Raw genomic sequence first — 20,196 nt, 5'->3', positions numbered from 1 at the left:
ATTTTATAATTTGGCTTCAATATAAATTTCTTGTAAATAAAAAGGTTGTTTCATGCATTTTAAATACATGGGACAACCTTTTAAATATTAGTTTCTGAATTTACTATTTATTATGAAAGTACTCTTCTTGCAATTTCTACTGATTCCTTTGCATCTTTGGCATAGAAGTCTGCACCTATTCTCTCTGCTGTATCTTTTGTGAGTACTGCTCCACCAACAAATATCTTTCCATTATATCCATCTTCTCTTAGGGCTTTTATTGTTTCCTCCATGCTTTTAAGCGTCGTTGTCATAAGAGCACTTAATCCAATTAAAGATGCATTATGTTTTTTTGCTTCCTCTACAACAGTCTTTATAGGTACATCTTTCCCTAAATCTATCATTTCATAGCCATAGTTCTCTAAGATAACTTTTACTATATTTTTACCTATATCATGAATATCTCCTTTTACTGTAGCTACAATTATCTTGCCCTTTGATATAGTTTGAGAATTAGTTCTAGATATTTCTTCCTTCAAGATACTAAATGAATTTTTTACTGTTTCAGCCGCTTGAATTAGCTGCGGTAAAAAAAGTTCTCCTTTTTCATATTTTTCTCCAACCATATCTAATGCTGGAATTAAATACTCATTAACTATTTCAAGTTCCTTCTTTTCTTTTAATAATTCAACTGTAGCTTGCTTTGCCTCTTCTTTTAGTCCTTTAACGACAATATACTTTAAATCATGAACTGTATTTGTATTTGAATTATTCTTTACTAATCCATTACCTTTAATAATAACGTTTGTTGATAATTCTACATTTGCATAACTATTAATATACCTTTCAGCGCCTTTATCATAATTATATAAAACATTGTAAGAATCAATAACTCTAGTCATTCCATTCACATTAGGATTGATTATTGGTAAATCTAGCCCATTGGCAAGAGCCAGAGCCAAGAAAGTTTCATTAATTAATTCTCTATTAGGAAGGCCAAACGATATATTTGAAACTCCAAGTACTGTTTTAACTCCTAATTTCTCTTTAACCATTCTTACAGCTTTTAAAGTTTCTTGGACTTCTTTCTGCTGAGCTGACACAGTTAAAACTAAACAATCTATAAATACATCTTCTTTTCTTATTCCGTATTCCGCTGCTTTACTTATTATTTTTTCTGCAATCTCAAACCTTTCTTCTGCTTTTGCTGGAATACCTCTTTCATCTAATGTTAAACCTACTACACTTGCGCCGTATTTTTTTACTATAGGAAGTATTCTATCTAAAACTTCATCTTCTCCATTTACAGAATTTAATATAGGTTTTCCATTATAATATCTGAGCCCTGTCTCTATTGCTTTATGATCAGAAGAATCTATTTGAAGTGGTGTATCCATGATGCCTTGAATCTCTCTAATTACTTTATGCATCATATCTGCTTCATCAATTTCAGGTAATCCTACATTAACATCTAGAATGTGAGCTCCAACTTCTATTTGGGAAACTGCTTGATTTAATATATAATCTAAATCTCCATTTTTTAAAGCTTCCTTAAATAACTTTTTACCTGTAGGATTAATTCGTTCACCTATTATTCTAACACCATCTATCCTTACTACTTTTGATGGTGTACAAACTGCGGAATAATATTCTTTTTCTATGGACACAAGTTTCTTGTTTCTCGTTATTTTATACAATTCCTCGATATATTCTGGACTTGTTCCACAACATCCACCTATCACTCTTACCCCTAGATCAATAAATCCACATAAAGTATCTGCAAATTCTTCTTTAGTAACATCATATTTTGTTTCATTACCTATTGATAATGTTGGAAGGCCTGCATTAGGCTGAACCATTACTGGGATATGTGATAAGTTGCATATTTCTTCAACAATTGGTTTTAGCTGCTTTGGCCCCAAAGAGCAATTAACTCCAAGTGCATCTACTCCTAATCCTTCTAATACAAGTACCATGGCTTCTGGAGTACATCCGGTGAATGTTCTCAAATTTTCTTCAAAGGTCATTGTACAAAATATTGGCAAACTTGAATTTTCCTTTGCTGCAAGCACTGCGGCCTTAAGCTCGTATAAATCTGTCATTGTTTCAATTAAAATTATATCAACACCAGATTTAACCCCTTGAATTATTTGTCGTTTAAAAATTTCATACGCTCTGTCAAAACTTAGAGTTCCCATAGGCTCTAAGAGTTCCCCTATAGGACCTACATCCAGTGCTATATATGTTTCACTATTTCCTTTAGCTTTTTTGGCAATATTAACTGCCGCATCTATCGCTTCTTCAACCACTAAATCACAAAGTTTTAGCTTAAGTTCATTAGCACCAAAAGTATTAGTAGTTATTACATTAGCACCGCTAGATATATATTCTCTATGAATTTCTTCTATTATATGTGGCTCTTTTAGATTTAAGATTTCAGGATTTTCTCCTAATTTCAGTCCTTTCTTTTGAAGCATTGTTCCCATAGCTCCATCAAATATTAATATGTTATTTTTTATATATTCCCTAAGCCCCACAGATTTCTCCCTCTCTTCTAAAACTGCAATTTTTATAGTTAGCACATTTTTTGCAGCTCTTTATTTTCTTTTTACTTCCACTATCTATTATTCCTATTATTGCTGTAACAGATTTCCTGGGAAATAGTAAATTGTTTTCTGATACAGTAAGTCCAATTTTTTTTTGAGCATCTAATACCCATAAAAAGCTACTTTGAACATCTAACGGCAAATCTCCATAACCTGGACTATACCTAAAAGTTATATCCTTATTATTCAATATAGCTTTTTCCTTAACAATACTTTCTACATAATCGCATATTTCCTCTACTGCCGTTGTAGCACAAGCATCTAATATAAGTGCCTTTGTTAAATTTATTTTTTCATATAATCTCGTTTTTCTTTCTACATCATTTCCCAAAGTTGCTGCCATTAATACGCACTGTTTTGAATCTTTAAGATGCTCATTTATATCTTTTCCATATAAAATTAGTTTTGTATTAACAACCTCTATAGCCTCATCAAGCTGTATTATATCTTTATATTCATACATAAATCTTGGGGTAATTATCTTCTTTATTTCTTCTCTGCATTCCTCAATAAGATTTATAATATTTTCATCTATATCCTGTCCTTTATATCCAAGGTACCTAAGTACTTCATCCTTGTTTATCTGTAGTTTCAAATCTCCCATATATTAATCACCACCTTATTACTAATCTCAAAGCACTACCATGTCCTATAAATTTTCATTGTTACTCTTCACAATCATTTATATAATCTTTCTTTTTGATAATTTATTTTAACAAAAAAAGCCTAAAGGTATTCCTTTAGGCTTAAATGCTTTTTAATACCTTATCTACCAGCTTTTACGCTGCAGGATTTAGCACCAAGTAATTCTATAAAATTTACCGGTTGCTGGGTTTCTTCGGGCCAGTCCCTCCACCACTCTTGATAAGTTCCTATAATTCTTAATTATATATTATAATATCTTGCTTGTAAATCTTTCATCTTTAACTTTAAATACTACACTTAAAATATAAAATGTCTAAATATACTAACTTTATCTTTTAATCAGCAGCAATATTATAGAAATCGCACTAAAAGATAAACTTATTAACATTATGTAATTTACGACTTGTACAGTAGTAAGACCTCTTTTCTCTAATCTAAAATGTATCTGGCTTCTATCTGCTTGATACACTGGTTTCCCTTCCGAGAATCTTTTAATAATGACAAATAAATTATCAAATATAGGTACTGCTAAAGCAAGTATTGGTATAAACAAACTTAAAACAGTTGCCTGCTTAAATGCCCCTTCCAATGCTGTTATACTTAAAATAAATCCTAAAAAATTAGCTCCAGAATCTCCCATAAAAACTTTTGCCGGGAATCTATTATAATACAAAAATCCCAAAATTGTTCCAACTAACATTATAGATACTAATGCAGAATCACTTTGTTCTAATATAATTGCTGCTAAGAAAAATGTTATTGCAGATATGAGGGATAACCCTCCTGCCAATCCATCCATACCATCAGACCAGTTAATTACAGTTGTAACTCCAAATATCCAAGTTATTGTAAGGATAAATTGTATTGTAGTGTTCAACTCTACATAACTGCCTGTAAAAGGATTTGTAAATCCTTGAAAAAAAACACCTGCCTTAAACACTAAGATTGCAGATAATAGCTGAATAACTAATCTTGGAAATATAGCAAATTCTTTTCCTTTAGTCTTATACCAATCATCTATTAAACCAATTATTATTATCATTGTTGCTGCAACAAAAACAGTTAATTGCTGCTTCATATCGTCCCTTGGGAATATAAAATACGAAACAAAAAAACCAAAATATAATGCTAAACCTCCGCATAGTGGTGTTGGCACTTTATGTTGTTTTCTTTTGCTGGGCTTATCCGTGAAATGTAATTTGTTAGCTAGTTTCATAAGAAATGGCATGGTAATTAATGCAGTTATAAGTGAAATTACCATTGCTAATACATAATCCATCTTTCCTACTCCTTAGTTAAATATACAGTAGTAAATTATATCCAAGTATTCCATCTTGGTTTACTTCCTATTTGATTATACTATTAAAGATATCTTATATCAATTACAAAATTATTACGGTATAATTAAAAACTAAGAACATAATTTTTTTCCTTTTAAAATACTACTTCTTTTTCACCTTTAGTTGTATTCCAATATTAAAAACTAACGCAATAGCTAATAAAACTAATGCAACTAACATGATATTATGTAAACCACCGTACATAATCTGCTTCATAAGTGGTAATAAATTTTTGGGTAAATCACCTGCGCTTTGGGAGTCACTCAACTTATTTAATGCTTCAATAGTAACTTCTCCATGAGATTCAGCCACACCTTTGTTTAAAGCGTTATTTAAAATTACTCCATATATTGATGACATAAATGTTTGACTTAAAATACGTAAAAGATATGCAAATGATGTTGCAATTGGAATATCTCGTTTTTCGGCATCCTGTTGTACGCTTATTTGTAATATATTAAAACTTAAACCCAAACCAAATCCCTCAAATGCTCCTGCTATTAATAGACCCCATAATGGTATAGCTATTCCAGCTAATGCCATAATTCCAAAAGAAATTATAAACGCTAATGTTCCTAGAGCAATTGTACGATATTTACCTAATCCTGGCTGCATAGCTGGTCCAACTACTGAGCCCAGAAAATTAGTAATAGAACCTGGAATCTGAGTCACACCTCCAATTAAAGCACTTAATCCCAATAATCCTTGCGCCCACATTGGTATGTATATATTAAAGGCAACAAATGCGCCCCATAAAAGAGAAAATAATACGAAATCAACTACTAATGGCCCATTTCTAAAAAGTCTATTAGGTATTATAGGATCCGCTGCCTTTTCTTCAACTTTAAATAGTACTATCAATAAAATAAGACTTATAATAATTAAACTGCTAACCAAGCTTAATGAAGCTGTCTCTATCATTTGAATACCTGTTAAAAGAGTTACTAAGCTAACTATCATAATTACAGCACCTAAGTAATCAATTTTTTCTACTGTAGAAATCTTTTTGGGCTCTTTAAAGAAAATTTGAACACTTAGTATTGAGATTAATGCGATTGGAACATTGATATAGAATACCCAATGCCAACTAAAAGTATCAACTATCCAGCCGCCTATTAAAGGTCCTATAATTGCTGCTGCACTAAAGCTTGCTGTGGCATATCCAATAACCTTAGCCCTCTTTCTTAAGTTTGTATACAAATCTGCATAAATGATAAATGGGATAGTGTTCATTCCACCTGCCCCTATTCCCATAATGGTTCTTGCAATAAGAAAAAAAATTATATTACTTGATAATGCCTGAAATATTGAACCAATTGCAAATAATAATGTTGCTATTTGATATGTTCTTCTGTTCCCAATACGTTCTCCTAATTTGCTCCAAAGAGGAGTTACTACTGCCATTCCTAATAAAAAAACAGCTACTATCCACCCCATGTATTGAATTCCATGTAAATCACTTATTATTGCTGGTAAGGCTGTGTTTACAATTGTTCCATCTAAACCAGCCATTGCATTTGATAACAATAACGCCAGTGTTACAATCAAAATTCCTTTCTTACTCATCCTCGAAAAATTCCTCCTTAGCTAAACTTATTATATTCAGTAATTCATAAAAGAAACTCTTTATTATGAATCGGCTAAATGCTGTTTTTCCTTTGCCAGCATCCTCTCCTCATATCCATCAATTTTATTATCCAACCGTTCCAAGGTTTGCTGCATTTCTTTAATCTTTTGTGCAAGCTTACTGCGTTGTTCTATCAAAAGTTCCTTTCTAGCATTAATTGTAGAGCTTCCTTTTTGAAACATTGATATATACTCTATTAATACTTCGATAGAAAGCCCTGCTCCACGCATACACTTCATAAAATGAACCCAATTACAATCTTCATCAGTATAATCTCTTATACCACTTGAATTCCTAGACACCGGCGGAATCAAACCGATTCTTTCGTAATATCTCAGTGTATCCGCCGTTATATCGTACTTTTGACTTACTTCAGTAATTGTCATAAAAATCACCTCCTTAATACTTAATGAAATTTTACAATCCAATTCTTCTTGGAAATACATTATTTCTATCTTTATTGTCATATATAACTTATCACTTGAAGTTAACTCCAAGTCAAGATATTTTTTCAGGGCTTCAGTAATTATAAATATAAACAAAAAAACTCTTTACACTTTTTAATTACGAGTCAAGTGTAAAGATGATTGATTGTCATATTATTATATCCTGTCCAGTCATTTAATTCAAAATCAGATTTTCTTAAAATAACAATAGATTTAAATTTAAATATTAACATATGTTTATATTTAAATATTATCAAAGATATGTATATTCAAACATATATAGTTAAATATTTACATACTTTAATATTTAACTATTAAAATATATAAATATTTATAGGAAACATCAGGGGTTTGGACCTATTTCAGTAATTTGGATGCATTTTCTAAGGTAAATCATTCTACTTATTAGATCTTTTGTTTTGACCATTTGTTTAAAAAATTTATAGTCTCATTCCAACAATTTATATTTGCCTTTCCAAAACCATCTATATCCTCTGGATATTTATTTGAAGGATATATGGATTGATACGGTACAGTTAGCATATGTCCAGATTTTTCGTACGTAATATGTTTATATTCATGTTTAAAATGAGCTTTTCTAAGCAATTCCACGATTATTTCACAGTGAGTTTTAGAAGGCCAAATTTTATCTTTTAAAGATGAAGTCATAAGAATTGGTCCATTTATTTTTTCTACTGGAATCATAGCCTCACAAGCATTCCCCTCTTCAATGAGCTTCCTGTACATCCAAGCCATAGATTCTTTATTTCCTATCATCATTTTTACAAGCGTCCGAATCAAAATAGAGAAACTAAATTTTATATATGGTATTTCTCTCCCTTTGTACATCCATGATGAATGTTTAGAAGGAAACTTATTAGCTTTTAAGCCCTCATAAACGTAACAGCTTGGCGTATTAGCAATGACGCAACTTATGTCTTTAAACACAGATGCGGCAAGTAAAACCATTTCTCCACCTTTAGATCTGCCATAAATTCCAATCTTATTTTTTGCCACTGTAGATTGTCTTTTTAACCAGCCTATCGCATTTTCAACACATTCAAGCTCCACACAGCTTAAACTTTTATTTGTTCCTTCAAGGCCAAAATAACATACAGCTAGTGCTGAATATCCGTGCATTACAAATATTTCAGCAATTGCCTGTGCCTTTTCAAGTCTCCCATCGCTTCCACTCAAAACAATAATCGCTGGCTTAGGTATATTTTCCTTTGAAGTAAAATATCTTCCTAAAAGTTTATCTTCTACTACATCTACACTTGAAATAGTTTCATCACAATAAATTCTCTTATGTGTTTTTGACGCAATAACTCTGCCATTACGCTCTACCTGAAATGTCATTGTATGATCTCTGTTTTCTCCAATATCACTTAATCTTTTAGAAATTTTAGTTTTATAGTTTTCTTTTACAGTCATAGAATAGAAAAGCCCCATTTTATCTGCCTCTTTATATGTTCCCTCAATAGGCTTAGCATTTTCTAAATCTATAGTTCCACTTTCATCCGCAACAAAAACCGCATAAGATTCCCACTTTGCTTTGTTCCCTACATCAAATATAGACGCATTTATGCAATAATAATCATTGCTTAAGGCACGAATTAATACTCTTTCATTTTTTAAAAGTCCACTTATTTTTATTGTTACAGGTTCATCAACTTTTGATACTTCTGGCATAATACTTATTGTACAATTATTCTCCATTAACCTCTCCCACATATGTTTATTGTATGATTACACAAAAGAGTAACATTCATATTATTCCTATGTATGTTACTCTTTGCTATATTCAAATAATCCTTTTATTTTATTTAACTAATTAATTTATTCTTGCACCATCATAACCTATTTTATATCCATCAATTGTTGTATTTGTAACCATAGCACCTATAAATTCATTAGAGATTGGGTTTAAGTAATACCATTTTCCACTATATGGGCTCTTAAACCATCCTGTTTGCATAACTCCGCTGTCATTCATATAATACCATTTCCCGCTATATGGACTCTTTAGCCATCCTGTTTGCTTAGATCCATCTGGTCCTATAAAATACCAGATTCCACTTATTTGCTGCCAACCTTCCTTTAATGATGTAGAAAGACTGCTTGTACTACTTGTTGTTGAACTTGTGTTGTCTTTTGCTCTAGTAATATTTAGTGTATATTCTCGTGTATTTCTATCATCATCTTTAATCTTAACTGTAATAGTATTCTCCCCTTCTGATAATGATACTTTCTTTGTCCAGTCATCATCTTCATCTACTGTATCACCATTAACTTTAACAGTATAATCATCCTCTTCTGGATCTGCACATATTTTTACATAACTTACTTTATTTTTTACATTTATATCATATGATGATTTATCTTTATCGAAATCAAAATCAATATCATCATTATCATATGTTAATGATAAGTCATCTAAGTATATGTCATCATCGCTACTGTCTGAGTCTTCCTTTTCTATTTTAAGCGTATAAGTTTGTTTAAGTGTTGTGCCGCTATATGCCTTGATTGTAAGTGTCAGATTGCTCGAAATCTTAACTTCTTCATCTAAGTCTATTTCTGTACTTCCTTTATAAATTTTAACATTATCACAATTAGTTCCAAAATCAACATCTGTGATTTTGATTTTCTTTACACTGCTTGCAACTTGAGCATATAATTTTGTTGGAGCTTCCCCGCTTATTTTACTCAACTTATAATTACTACTGTAATTGTTTTTGGTATAAACATTTACTGTTTTATCTTTATTTGTTTCTACCGATATATTAGTAATATATCCTGAAGAACTTGCTGCATAAACAGCTGTTGTCCCAAAGTTTACAATGTTTGGTATTAGTGCAGGTGCTGAAGTTAGTGCTAAAGTAATTGCTATTATTTTTTTTATATTTTTATTCATTTTTATCTCCCCTTAAATTATTGCATCTTTTTGTTGTATTAAATTAATATATTACAACCTTCTCATTCTATAACTAAGTAATATTATCAGTATATAGTATTTACCTTAATTAACTTATAAGTCCTTAATTACTATATAATACAATTATTTATATCTTTTCAGGTACTATAAATGAACTTTTTATATTTAATTTCTTTATTATCAGCATAATTTTATATAATAAAAATAGGAGAACCTACTCCATCTAGATTAGGTTCTCCTACATTGCTCAATACATTATTCTTTTATTGTCGGTATCATTTTCTATTGAGTATGTATATTTTATATATTCTTCAAATAAACATATTCATTATTATTATTAAACATATAATATGAATCTTCTTCTATTATTTCATTGTTTAAAATATACTTTTCTAAATTGATACTAAATTTTTCTAGATAATATTCTTTAAATGAATATTTTTCTTTAAGTCTTTCTTTTATACTCTTTTCTTCTTCTTTCTCCATATCACTTCTCAAAAATTCTGGGAGACCACGTTTCTTATTAAATATTAAGTAATTAAATCTAATAATCTCTTTTAAATGCTTGTTATCTTCTTGTAATACACTTTCACTATAATCTAAAAATACTTTATAGTATTCAGCATTTCCTATGTTTTTGCTAAAATAACCTTTATCTTCAAAGAACATCCCTAGGCTATAGTAAAAATCAAATGGCAACTCAAATTTTCTCTCAAAATATCTAATTATATGATTAAACTTCTGAGAATTATAATATTTATCTACCATCTCTTCTACCTTTTTTAGTTTTAATAACTCTTCGTATGAGATCTTATCTGTTTTTAATATCTCATATGGTGGATATGGCGAGTATTCCATTCCATATTTCTCTGCATCTTCTCTCATAGAAGATCCCTTTAATAACTTTAAAAACCCAAGTTGTATTTCCTCTGGTTTTATTTCATACATATCATTAAAAGACTTTTTGAAAGATTCATAATCTTCTCCTGGAAGTCCTGCTATTAAATCTAAATGCTGATCTATATTTCTTAATGCTTCAATTTCTAGAACCTTTTCTTTTATATCACTAAAATTAACAAATCTATTTATATTTCTTAAAACCTCATCATTAGTGGTTTGAACTCCAACTTCAAATCTAAACCTTCCTTTTGGGGCCTTTGATAAAAGTTCTATTTCCTGTGGCTTTAATATATCTGCTGATATCTCAAAATGAAATTGAGTATTCGTATCTTGATTTATTAAGAAATCCCATATTGCCATAGCAAATTTAGAATTACAGTTAAATGTACGATCAACAAATTTAACTAATCTAACTTCCTTATTTATAAAATACATTAAATCCTTTAACACTCTATCAATATCTAAAAATCTAACTCCATGACTTGTAGATGAAAGACAGTATTTACAGTTAAAAGGGCATCCTCTTGAAGCCTCATAATATACAATTTTATTAGTCAAATCTTCATTTTCCTCATACGGAAAAACTATTTCATCCATAGACATAAGTGGACGCTTTTCATTGGAATAAACTATATCATTAATTTTATAATGAAGCCCTCTGACATCTTCCAGTTTAATTTTACCTAACTTATACAAAATAAAATCTCTATAAGTTTTTTCTCCTTCACCTTCAATAACATATTCTCCTACATTATTTTTTAAGAAACTTCTTGAGTCAAATGAAACTTCTGGTCCACCATATAAGATTTCTATATTGGAATCCACTCTCTTTATCAAATTCGCTACTCTTGAAATAAGTTCAACATTCCAAATATATGTTGAAAATGCTACAATATCTGGTTTTTCTTTAATTATTTCTTCAAGTATTCTACCTTCCCTATCGTTTATAGTGAATTCTTTTATTTTGCTTTCATAATCCATATCTCTTGTAAAACTTTTTAAATATCTAACTGCTAAATTACTATGAATGAATTTAGAGTCAACTGCTGTGATTAATACCTTCATAATTAATTTTCTCCTCTACTTCAGCTTTAGTCTTCAGTTTCTTTCCTTTTATGAAGAAAACATCTTCCCATGCTTTAGTTTCTTCTATTTCAAAATATTTTTCAAGAATTTTTTTTATTTCTTCAATATTAGAACTTAAAAGTACATTTAAATTTTTAAACGTAAACTCCTTAACCTTTTCATTTTGTAATATTACTTTTATCTTATTATTAAATATTTTTCCCCTTTCTTTATTAATATCCCAAATAAATATTTCACCAGATTCTCTTATATATGAACTTATTTCTCTTATTAATCTTTCTTTTTCTAAACTGGTCCATATTTTATTCAACTCAAAGAAAAATGTACATGCATCATATTTTCTATCTTTTAGCTCTACTTTACTATCGCTAGATACATAGTCTAATGATATCTCATCCTTTGCTTCCTTTGATATATTATATATTATACCAAGATTTTTTTCTCCTACATCTAATATATCACCTTGAAATATAATATTCTCTAGATTAATTACCAATGTTTTTCCCATAACATCTCCTCCATTATCACTAATACCTTTTATTATATTTTAGCATTTATTCCATAAATTTGAATATAAATTATTTTTGTTTATTAGATTACTTAGATAATAAAACTGTCTTAAGTTGATAAAACACCACTTAAGACAGTTCAATTTTCTATTTATTATTTTTTATATCCGCGCTTAGAATAAAATTTAAATATTATTAAGCAAGTTAGTATAAATAAAAATACAAATATAAATATCCAAATTGGTTTTGGAAGATTAAATTTTAACCCAAAATCATTAGATTGTAATTTATATATACAGCCCATTCCACTATCCAATATATAAATATCTCCATCTGAATATTTAATCCCCTGTATTTTGCTCTTATCTTTTAACTTTAGTAAGTCATATACGATACTTTCTGAATTTATTCCAGCTATAAGATTCTCTTTACTATTAAAATATACATTTGCATTCTTCTCTAATATTTTTCCATCTTTATCTATGGCTAAATATCTTATAGCACCAACTTCTGAATATTGATATATAGGTGCTTGAACTGTTTTATTAGGAGGATTAGCAATAAGAGGTGATACTAATTTTTCCCCTTTAAACCTTGGTGAACTTATAGGATCTCCACCACTAAAATCAGGCCAACCATACCATTTTCCTTTATCTAGTTTATACAAATAATCAAAATCTCTATTAATAGGCCTATCCCCTATCTTCTCCATTCCACCAACAATTCCAATTAGGTTTCCTTCACTATCTAGATCCCATCCCTTTACATTCCTTATTCCTGAAGCATATAATGATGTCTTATCGTTATTTAGATTCACTTCAATTATACAAGAGTTTGCTATACTCTGAGCTTTTATTCTTTGCCCTCCTTCACTGGAATTTCCATATGGCATGAAAGCTCCTGTTTTCTTTTCACCATAATTGAATCCATTTAATGTTACATCTATAGAGCTTTTATCGTAAGGTATTTTGTTTTGCGGATACTCGCCATCATTGGATGCTATTCCTGAATTCGTAGCACTTCCTATCGCTAAAAGTAACTTTGAATCCTTTATAATTAAATTCCTATCTAAATATTTCCCTTCACTAGGTATATTCCCTAAAATGCTTTTTAAACTTTTGGATGCTAAATCATATTCATATAAATCTGTTTTAGAAATAAAATACAATTTATTATTATAATAAAGCAAGTTTTCTATTTCTAAGGATTTATCCTCCAATAAAGTTTCTTCCCTACCATCTATTTTAATAACTTTAATATAATTATTGTAAGCTATATAGGTATTTTGGTTTTCATCTTTCTCAAAAGCTACAGAATCTTTACAATTTTTATAAACAACACTCCAGCTAACATTATTTTTTAATGTATTCATCCTATATTCATTAGATAATTTAAATACAGCAAAAGCTAGTACAACTATTATAATTGATATAATCAAAAACTTTAGAAATCTTTTCACTACACTTCCCTCCTTTACCTCTATAATTAAATTCTAAAAATACTTCTTATGTACAAATCATAATATCCATATTAAATTTATATTGTAAATTTAATAAAATAAGACCTCTCTTTAAAAATCTTATTTATTTTACATATTAAAATAGGAGCAATAATTCACATAAAATATATGGATTATTTCTCCTACTAATTTTTATATTCTTTTTAACTATGTAAAGATGTTTATATATGTTAATTAATATTCCATAAATTAAAGATTTTCAGCTAATTCTCCTAATTTCTTAGCTGTTGAGTTTAACTCTGCTATAGATGCTGCTATTTCTTCTAATGCAGCTGATTGGCTTTGTGAAACATCGTTAGATTTAGTTAAACTATCATTTATGCTATTTATTGATGTTGATATATGTTTTATAACTGAATCTATCTGTTTTATTGACTCATTTGAAGAATTAGATAGTTTTCTAATTTCTTGTGCAACGACATTAAACCCTCTACCTGCATCACCAGCTCTAGCCGCTTCAATTGCAGCATTTAATCCTAATAAATTTGTCTGTGATGATACCCCCTGAATAAAAGTCACTATATTATCTGTATCTTTTGTTCTTTCATTAGTTTCTTTAGTTTCTAATAATAGTTCCTCATTCATTGTAGCCAACTCTTGTACACCTTTTGCAACTTCGTTTATGCCTATCGATATTTGTGAAAGAGTTTCCGTTAAATTCCTCGTGATATCTGTAACAGCATTTTTCTTAGATAGACTTTTGGCAACTACAAAAACTCCAACAACCTTACCTTCTTCTTTTATAGGAATTGCAAATGATTTTACCTCAACACCGTATACATGTTTTGGAACAAATTTAACTATATTTTTACCTGTCCTTATTACCTCAACTATAGCACCACCATCAAGTATTAGATCTCCTGCTTTTACACTAGACACTAATTCTTGGCCATATTTTGTATATAAATATTTCTCAGTGTCAGTTAATACTATGGCTATATCTTCATCAAAAAGACTTTCTATAGATGGCACTGCATTATAGAAAAAATTTATCATATCGTTATCTGAAATTTTGTTCATTATATTTCCCCCATTTAATACAATTGTTTTTTTATAGATTTGGTCTAGATAATTATATCTTCTTAACATTTCCTTGTAAATATTTGTCTCATTTTATTTTATTTTGTTTTACATATTAAAATAGGAGCAATAACTCACATAAAATATATGTATTATTACTCCTACTAATTTTTATATTCTTTTTTACTATGTAAAGATGTTTATATATGTTAATTAATATTCCATAAATTAAAGATTTTCAGCTAATTCTCCTAATTTCTTAGCTGTTGAGTTTAACTCTGCTATAGATGCTGCTATTTCTTCTAATGCAGCTGATTGGCTTTGTGAGACATCATTAGATTTAATTAAACCATCATTTATGCTATTTATTGATGTTGATATATGTTTTATAACTGAATCTATCTGTTTTATTGACTCATTTGAAGAATTAGATAGTTTTCTAATTTCTTGTGCAACAACATTAAACCCTCTACCTGCATCACCAGCTCTAGCCGCTTCAATCGCAGCATTTAAACCTAATAAATTTGTCTGTGATGAAATTCCTTGAATAAATGTTACTATATTATCTGTATCTTTGGTCTTTTCATTAGTTCCTTTAGTTTCCAATAATAATTTTTCATTCATTGTCGCTAACTCTTGTACATCTTTTGCAACTTCGTTTATACCTATCGATATTTGCGATAAAGTTTCTGATAAATTTTTAGTTATACTCATCACAGCATTTTTTCTTTCTAAACTTTTTCCTACGACAAAAACACCTACAACTTTACCCTCTTCTTTAATTGGAATTGCAAATGATTTAAAAGCAGTTCCATATACATGCTCTGGCACAACTTTTATCATATTAGTCCCAGTTCTCAACGCTTCAATTATAGCTCCTCCTTCTGGAATTATATCTCCCTTATTTGTGTTTAATTCCAATTTAGGGCTGTACTTTGTATATAAATATTGCTTAGTATCAGTTAATGCCATAGATACATCTTCATCAAAAAGGACTTCTATAGATGGCAATGCATTATAGTAAAAATTTATCATATCATTATCTGAAATTTTGTTCATTATGTTTCCCCCATTTAGTACAATTGTTTTTTATAATTTAGCCACAGATAATTATATCTTTTTAGTACCTCTTTGTAAATATTTGTTTTATTTTATATCATTCTACCTTTATATCTAAAATTTTCAAATTCATATTTAGTTATCATTTTGAATATTATTTAAAGTAATTTAAAGGAGTGAATGAACTTTGGGCAAAGATAATTTTTTAAAAAATTCTTTTTTACTGGTGTCCTCTAATGTGACTACTGGTATACTTGGTTTTATATTTTCCATCTATCTTTCTAAAGTCCTAGGTGCTGAAGGAATGGGACTCTATAATTTAGTTATGCCTATTTACAATTTATTTATATGTCTTATGACTGCAGGGATAGTTGCTTCTATATCTAAAATAACTGCTGTCTATGCACAAAAAGGAGAACATAAAAATATAGAAAAAACAATTAGAGTTGTTTCATTATTTAACATATCTTGGGCGCTCTTGGTAGGTATATTAGTGTTTGTATGTGCTCCACTAATTGGAAAATATGGTGTAAATGATGCTCGTACTATAAATGCAATAAAAGTTATCTGTCCAGCTATGGTATGCATAGCAATTTCAAATATACTTAAAGGATACTTTTACGGAACTTCTAAGATTACAGTGCCAGCTATAATTGATATTTTTGAAAAGGCCATGAGAATTCTAACTGTAAGCATGCTTATATTTTTTACTAAAGCTAATACTTTAGAAAGTATGGTAACCTTAGCTACAGTCGCATTATGCATTGGTGAATTTCAAAGCTTATTTTTCCTCTATATTTACTACAAATACTCTATTAGAAAAATGCCTATTTCTTATGAAAAGACTGAAAGCAGATTTCAACTTCTCTTTGATGTGGTAATTATCGCAATTCCACTTTGTGCAAATGGTTTTTTAACTAATATCCTAGGGACTCTTTCAACACTAATTGTTCCTCGGCGTTTACTAGTAGCTGGCTTCACTTATACTGAAGCTTTAAGTATGATAGGTAAGTATACTGGGATGGCTCTTAGCATAATAACAATACCGTTAATTGTAGTCTCAACAATTAATACATTATTAATTCCAGATCTTTCTCAAAGTCTAGTTCTAGGAAAACAATATGAAGCCTCTGTTCGAATAAGAAAGGTTCTTAAAGTTGCTTTCTTGCTTGGCATAGCAACCACAATAATTTGTAATGTTATTCCTCATAGCCTTGGTGAGATGTTTTATGGGAGAAATGACTTAGGTCTGTATATTAGATTTGCTTCACTTACTGCACCAATATTCTTTCCTGCAGTAACTATGTTTGGAATACTAAATGGACTTAATAGACAGGGAATAATTTTAAGAAACTCGCTAATAGAAGCTGTAATTGAATTGATATGTTTATACATATTTACTGCTATTCATTCAATTAATATATTTGGTTATAGTTTAACTATGCTTGTAGCGTGTACAATTGGATTTATCCTCAATATGTACGAGGTTAACAAACATATTGAACTTAATTTAAACAAGTTTAATATAGTAATATATATATTGCTTGGATTTTTAACTTTCTTAATTATAAACATATTTTCAAAACATATGTTCACGAATTCTTTAGTGGTAAATAACTTTATTATAATGGGTCTTGTTTTCTTAATTTTTACGTACCTTGGTACATTTGGAGAAAATGAATATTAATATATATCTGAGTTATTTATATAGTTTATCTTAACAAGATTTTGTTCTTTCTTAAACCAAATTGGGATTTAACTATAATTTTTGCTAGTGTACATTATATAATTCTATGAAGCCATCTGACCGTAGTAGATATTATAAATACACTGACTAAATGTTTATAGTTAAATCCCATTCTTTACTTTTGAAGTTTTTTTCTCAAAAATCTAGGTAAATAGTTAAATATTCTAGGTGATATACTGTCAATATCATTCTTTTTTATTCCACCTATTAACATCATTGAATATAAATAAACAAAACCAGCTATAGAAATAATTAAAATCGTTGTGATTGCTTTCAAGAAAGTATTTCCATTAGCTAATGTTAATATAACTGATGTTGGTGTCTTGAGAATAAATATTATACCTGACATTATTGCAGAAGCAAAAAGAGGTTTAACCGCACTTCTAAAAAGAGGAATCTTAACTCTAAGTGCCTTTTTTAATGCTCTTTTATTTAAGATCATTGGTATTGCAAACCATAAAAAGTTTCCTGCTACTACTCCTAAAATATTAATTTCTGGTATGCCTACTAATATGTAATTTGCTATTATTTTAGCTACTATCCCTATACTAAATGTTCCAAGCACATAATAAAGCTTATTCATACTTTGAAGTATTATTGTTTGTATTTGCACAACAGCCATGAGAACTAAAACTACTGATCCCATCACCATTAATTCAAACCCTTGATCAGTTCCATAAAGCAATTCAAAAACCTCTTGCCCTAAGCAAGAAAGACCTACAGCTGCTGGTATTGTTATTATTAATGTTATTCTGAAAGCAAAAGTAGTTTTTCTTCTTATTTCCTTCTTATCTTTTAATGCCATAGCTGCTGAAACAGCAGGTAATACGGTTGTCCCAAGGGCAGTAACTATTATCAATGGAACAGATAATAAAGTCTTGTATCTTCCAAGAACTCCATAAAGCACATGAGATTGCTGTAAATTAAATCCCGCAGATGCTAATCTACTATTTACGTTCACCATATCTACTAAGCTACCAAAATTCTGAAGCCCTGAGCTTAATGTTATTGGTAAACCGTATTTAATTAACTTTCTTATGATATGCTTAGTTCTTACTCTTTTAACATTTTGTTGAGCATACACAGAATCTTCTTCAAAATTCTTCTTTCCATAAACATATACCATATATAGACATGCAACGAAAGCACCCACAGAAGTACCTATGGTTCCCCCTGCACTACCATATTCAACACTTATGTGCACTAGGAAATATGCACAAGCTAAACTAATTGCGATATTTATTACTTGTTCTAATACTTGTGATACCGCAATTGCAGTCATGCTATTTCTTCCTTGAAAATATCCTCTATATGATGATAAAAGTGATGTAACAAATATACTTGGTGCAAGCATTAAAATTCCGTAAGAAGCTGCTGGATTTCCAATCATATTTCCAATAGGAAAAGCAAACAGCATTAAAAAAATAGTTAATACCGCACCAACTAATGATAAGAGAGTTCTTGATATTTTAAGAGTTCTTACAGCATCGTTTGGTTTTCCCAATGCTGTAAGCTCTGCAACAACCTTAGCAATAGCTGGTTGAGTACCAAGGTTGGTAACTGCATATACAAATAAAAACACTTCATAACAATTCTGATATATCCCATATCCATCTAATCCAATTATTCTTTGAAGCAGTGGTATATAAAAAACTGATATAACTTTGGTTAAAAGCCCTGCTATTGAAAGAATTAAAAAGCCTCTGCTACTATTGGCTGATTGCTCTTCCATAATTACCTCCTATCTAAGTGAGAACTTAAATACATCTTGCTTTATTTTTTTAAATATTGGAGGTAATGCCAATGCTATAGTCTTGTTTTTTAGATATTCTAATTTTCCGTTAATTTTTCTAAAATTCAACTTATAAGCATATAAATACTGAAAATTTAGACCATATTTACTTTCAAAAAATGAATTTAATTTCTTATCTCCATATTTATTATCTCCAATTATAGGGTTTCCTAAATGTGCTAAATGCGCTCTAATTTGATGACTTCTTCCTGTAATCAAGTGTATTTCTAAAAGTGAATATGCACCATTGCTTTCCACTATACTTATTTCCATTGATATTTTTTTTGAGTTCTTAACCTCAGTATCGTATATCTTAGATGTGTTAGTTTCAGGATTCTTTAATATGTACGCCTCATAAAGTCCAGCTCTTATTTTTCCTTTTGCCAAAGCGTAATAATATTTTCTTATTTCATCTTCTCTAATGGCTTCATTTATGGCCTTTAAACCTTCGAAAGTCTTTCCGAAGATGACCATTCCTGAAGTATTTCTATCTAATCTATTGCATGCTGCTGGTGTAAATGTTATTTCGTTTTCTGGAATATAGTCACCCTTGTCATTTAAATAAGAAAGAACATAATCTGTAAGAGTTGGTTCTTCACTATTATTGCTATCTGAATGAACTAATACATCTGGCCATTTTTCAATTACTACTACATTTTCATCTTCATATGCAATCTTGATTCTTTTAGGATCAACTTTAATAAACTTTTCTTTTTTATCTTCTTTGTTACTTTGTATGTATTTTATTTCTACTACATCGCCTTCTTGTAAGAAGTATTTCTCATTTTCTTTTTTTCCATTAACCCTTATATCTTTTTTTCTTAAAGCTTTAAAAATTGCGCTTAATGGCACATCTTTTAATAATTTTCTTAAAAATTTATCTAATCTCTGACCTGCCTCGTTTGGACCTATTTCTATTTTCAAATATAATCACTCCTAAATTTATTACCCTTAGCATTATCTAGTTTTTTAAACATATTGTC

At 29.5% G+C, this 20,196-nt stretch carries 15 protein-coding genes and 1 riboswitch; of the genes, 1 reads left to right on the top strand and 14 read right to left on the bottom strand.

Annotated features, from left to right (window positions below):
* Positions 1-110: 110 nt before the first annotated feature.
* From PZA12_RS07480 to PZA12_RS07425, 12 genes are all read right to left on the bottom strand, one after another.
* Positions 111-2,516: a homocysteine S-methyltransferase family protein gene (locus PZA12_RS07480; protein WP_103697710.1), complete on the bottom strand. Its 2,406-nt coding sequence runs from the start codon at positions 2,514-2,516 to the stop codon at positions 111-113.
* Positions 2,506-3,189, bottom strand: coding sequence for a vitamin B12 dependent-methionine synthase activation domain-containing protein (locus tag PZA12_RS07475; protein ID WP_103697709.1), 684 nt, complete (start codon positions 3,187-3,189; stop codon positions 2,506-2,508). The genes PZA12_RS07480 and PZA12_RS07475 overlap by 11 nt, the downstream gene beginning before the upstream one ends.
* A gap of 158 nt (positions 3,190-3,347) precedes the next feature.
* Positions 3,348-3,456, bottom strand: a riboswitch (SAM riboswitch).
* Positions 3,457-3,558: 102 nt separating this feature from the next.
* Positions 3,559-4,509 carry an MraY family glycosyltransferase gene (locus PZA12_RS07470; protein WP_017211490.1) on the bottom strand — a complete coding sequence of 317 codons (951 nt, stop codon included), beginning with the start codon at positions 4,507-4,509 and terminating at the stop codon, positions 3,559-3,561.
* Positions 4,510-4,672: 163 nt separating this feature from the next.
* Positions 4,673-6,136, bottom strand: coding sequence for an MFS transporter (locus tag PZA12_RS07465; RefSeq protein WP_103697708.1), 1,464 nt, complete (start codon positions 6,134-6,136; stop codon positions 4,673-4,675).
* Between the two features lie 63 nt (positions 6,137-6,199).
* Positions 6,200-6,583 (bottom strand): MerR family transcriptional regulator, encoded by a 384-nt coding sequence (locus PZA12_RS07460; protein ID WP_017211492.1) that lies wholly within the window; start codon positions 6,581-6,583, stop codon positions 6,200-6,202.
* A 465-nt stretch (positions 6,584-7,048) separates the two neighbouring features.
* Complete coding sequence (locus PZA12_RS07455) at positions 7,049-8,362, bottom strand: acyl-CoA thioester hydrolase/BAAT C-terminal domain-containing protein (protein WP_103697707.1); 1,314 nt, start codon at positions 8,360-8,362, stop codon at positions 7,049-7,051.
* Positions 8,363-8,477: 115 nt separating this feature from the next.
* Complete coding sequence (locus PZA12_RS07450) at positions 8,478-9,560, bottom strand: cadherin-like beta sandwich domain-containing protein (RefSeq protein WP_103697706.1); 1,083 nt, start codon at positions 9,558-9,560, stop codon at positions 8,478-8,480.
* Between the two features lie 321 nt (positions 9,561-9,881).
* Positions 9,882-11,546 carry a B12-binding domain-containing radical SAM protein gene (locus PZA12_RS07445; protein ID WP_103697705.1) on the bottom strand — a complete coding sequence of 555 codons (1,665 nt, stop codon included), beginning with the start codon at positions 11,544-11,546 and terminating at the stop codon, positions 9,882-9,884.
* A complete protein-coding gene (locus tag PZA12_RS07440; RefSeq protein WP_103697704.1) occupies positions 11,521-12,075 on the bottom strand; it encodes a hypothetical protein in 555 nt (184 codons plus the stop codon). Before PZA12_RS07440 ends, PZA12_RS07445 begins: the two co-directional genes overlap by 26 nt.
* Before the next feature lie 155 nt (positions 12,076-12,230).
* Positions 12,231-13,535 carry a hypothetical protein gene (locus PZA12_RS07435; protein ID WP_103697703.1) on the bottom strand — a complete coding sequence of 435 codons (1,305 nt, stop codon included), beginning with the start codon at positions 13,533-13,535 and terminating at the stop codon, positions 12,231-12,233.
* A 249-nt stretch (positions 13,536-13,784) separates the two neighbouring features.
* Complete coding sequence (locus PZA12_RS07430) at positions 13,785-14,615, bottom strand: methyl-accepting chemotaxis protein (protein ID WP_103697702.1); 831 nt, start codon at positions 14,613-14,615, stop codon at positions 13,785-13,787.
* A gap of 228 nt (positions 14,616-14,843) precedes the next feature.
* The gene (locus PZA12_RS07425; protein ID WP_103697701.1) at positions 14,844-15,674 is read right to left on the bottom strand and encodes a methyl-accepting chemotaxis protein; all 831 of its coding nucleotides are present in this window, start codon (positions 15,672-15,674) and stop codon (positions 14,844-14,846) included.
* A gap of 187 nt (positions 15,675-15,861) precedes the next feature.
* Here PZA12_RS07425 and spoVB point away from each other — a divergent pair, with 187 nt between their 5' ends.
* The gene (gene spoVB, locus PZA12_RS07420) at positions 15,862-17,361 is read left to right on the top strand and encodes a stage V sporulation protein B (RefSeq protein ID WP_103697700.1); all 1,500 of its coding nucleotides are present in this window, start codon (positions 15,862-15,864) and stop codon (positions 17,359-17,361) included.
* Between the two features lie 175 nt (positions 17,362-17,536).
* Here the strand turns inward: spoVB and PZA12_RS07415 are convergent, their stop codons facing one another.
* Positions 17,537-19,153 (bottom strand): putative polysaccharide biosynthesis protein, encoded by a 1,617-nt coding sequence (locus tag PZA12_RS07415; protein WP_077837930.1) that lies wholly within the window; start codon positions 19,151-19,153, stop codon positions 17,537-17,539.
* A 9-nt stretch (positions 19,154-19,162) separates the two neighbouring features.
* A complete protein-coding gene (locus PZA12_RS07410; protein WP_103697699.1) occupies positions 19,163-20,137 on the bottom strand; it encodes an RluA family pseudouridine synthase in 975 nt (324 codons plus the stop codon).
* Between the last annotated feature and the right edge of the window lie 59 nt (positions 20,138-20,196).

The organism is Clostridium beijerinckii (genome assembly GCF_036699995.1).
In the GTDB taxonomy this organism is placed as follows: domain Bacteria; phylum Bacillota; class Clostridia; order Clostridiales; family Clostridiaceae; genus Clostridium; species Clostridium helianthi.
The sequence above is the reverse complement of the archived record's forward strand: the minus strand, read 5'-3'. Positions and strand labels throughout refer to the sequence as shown.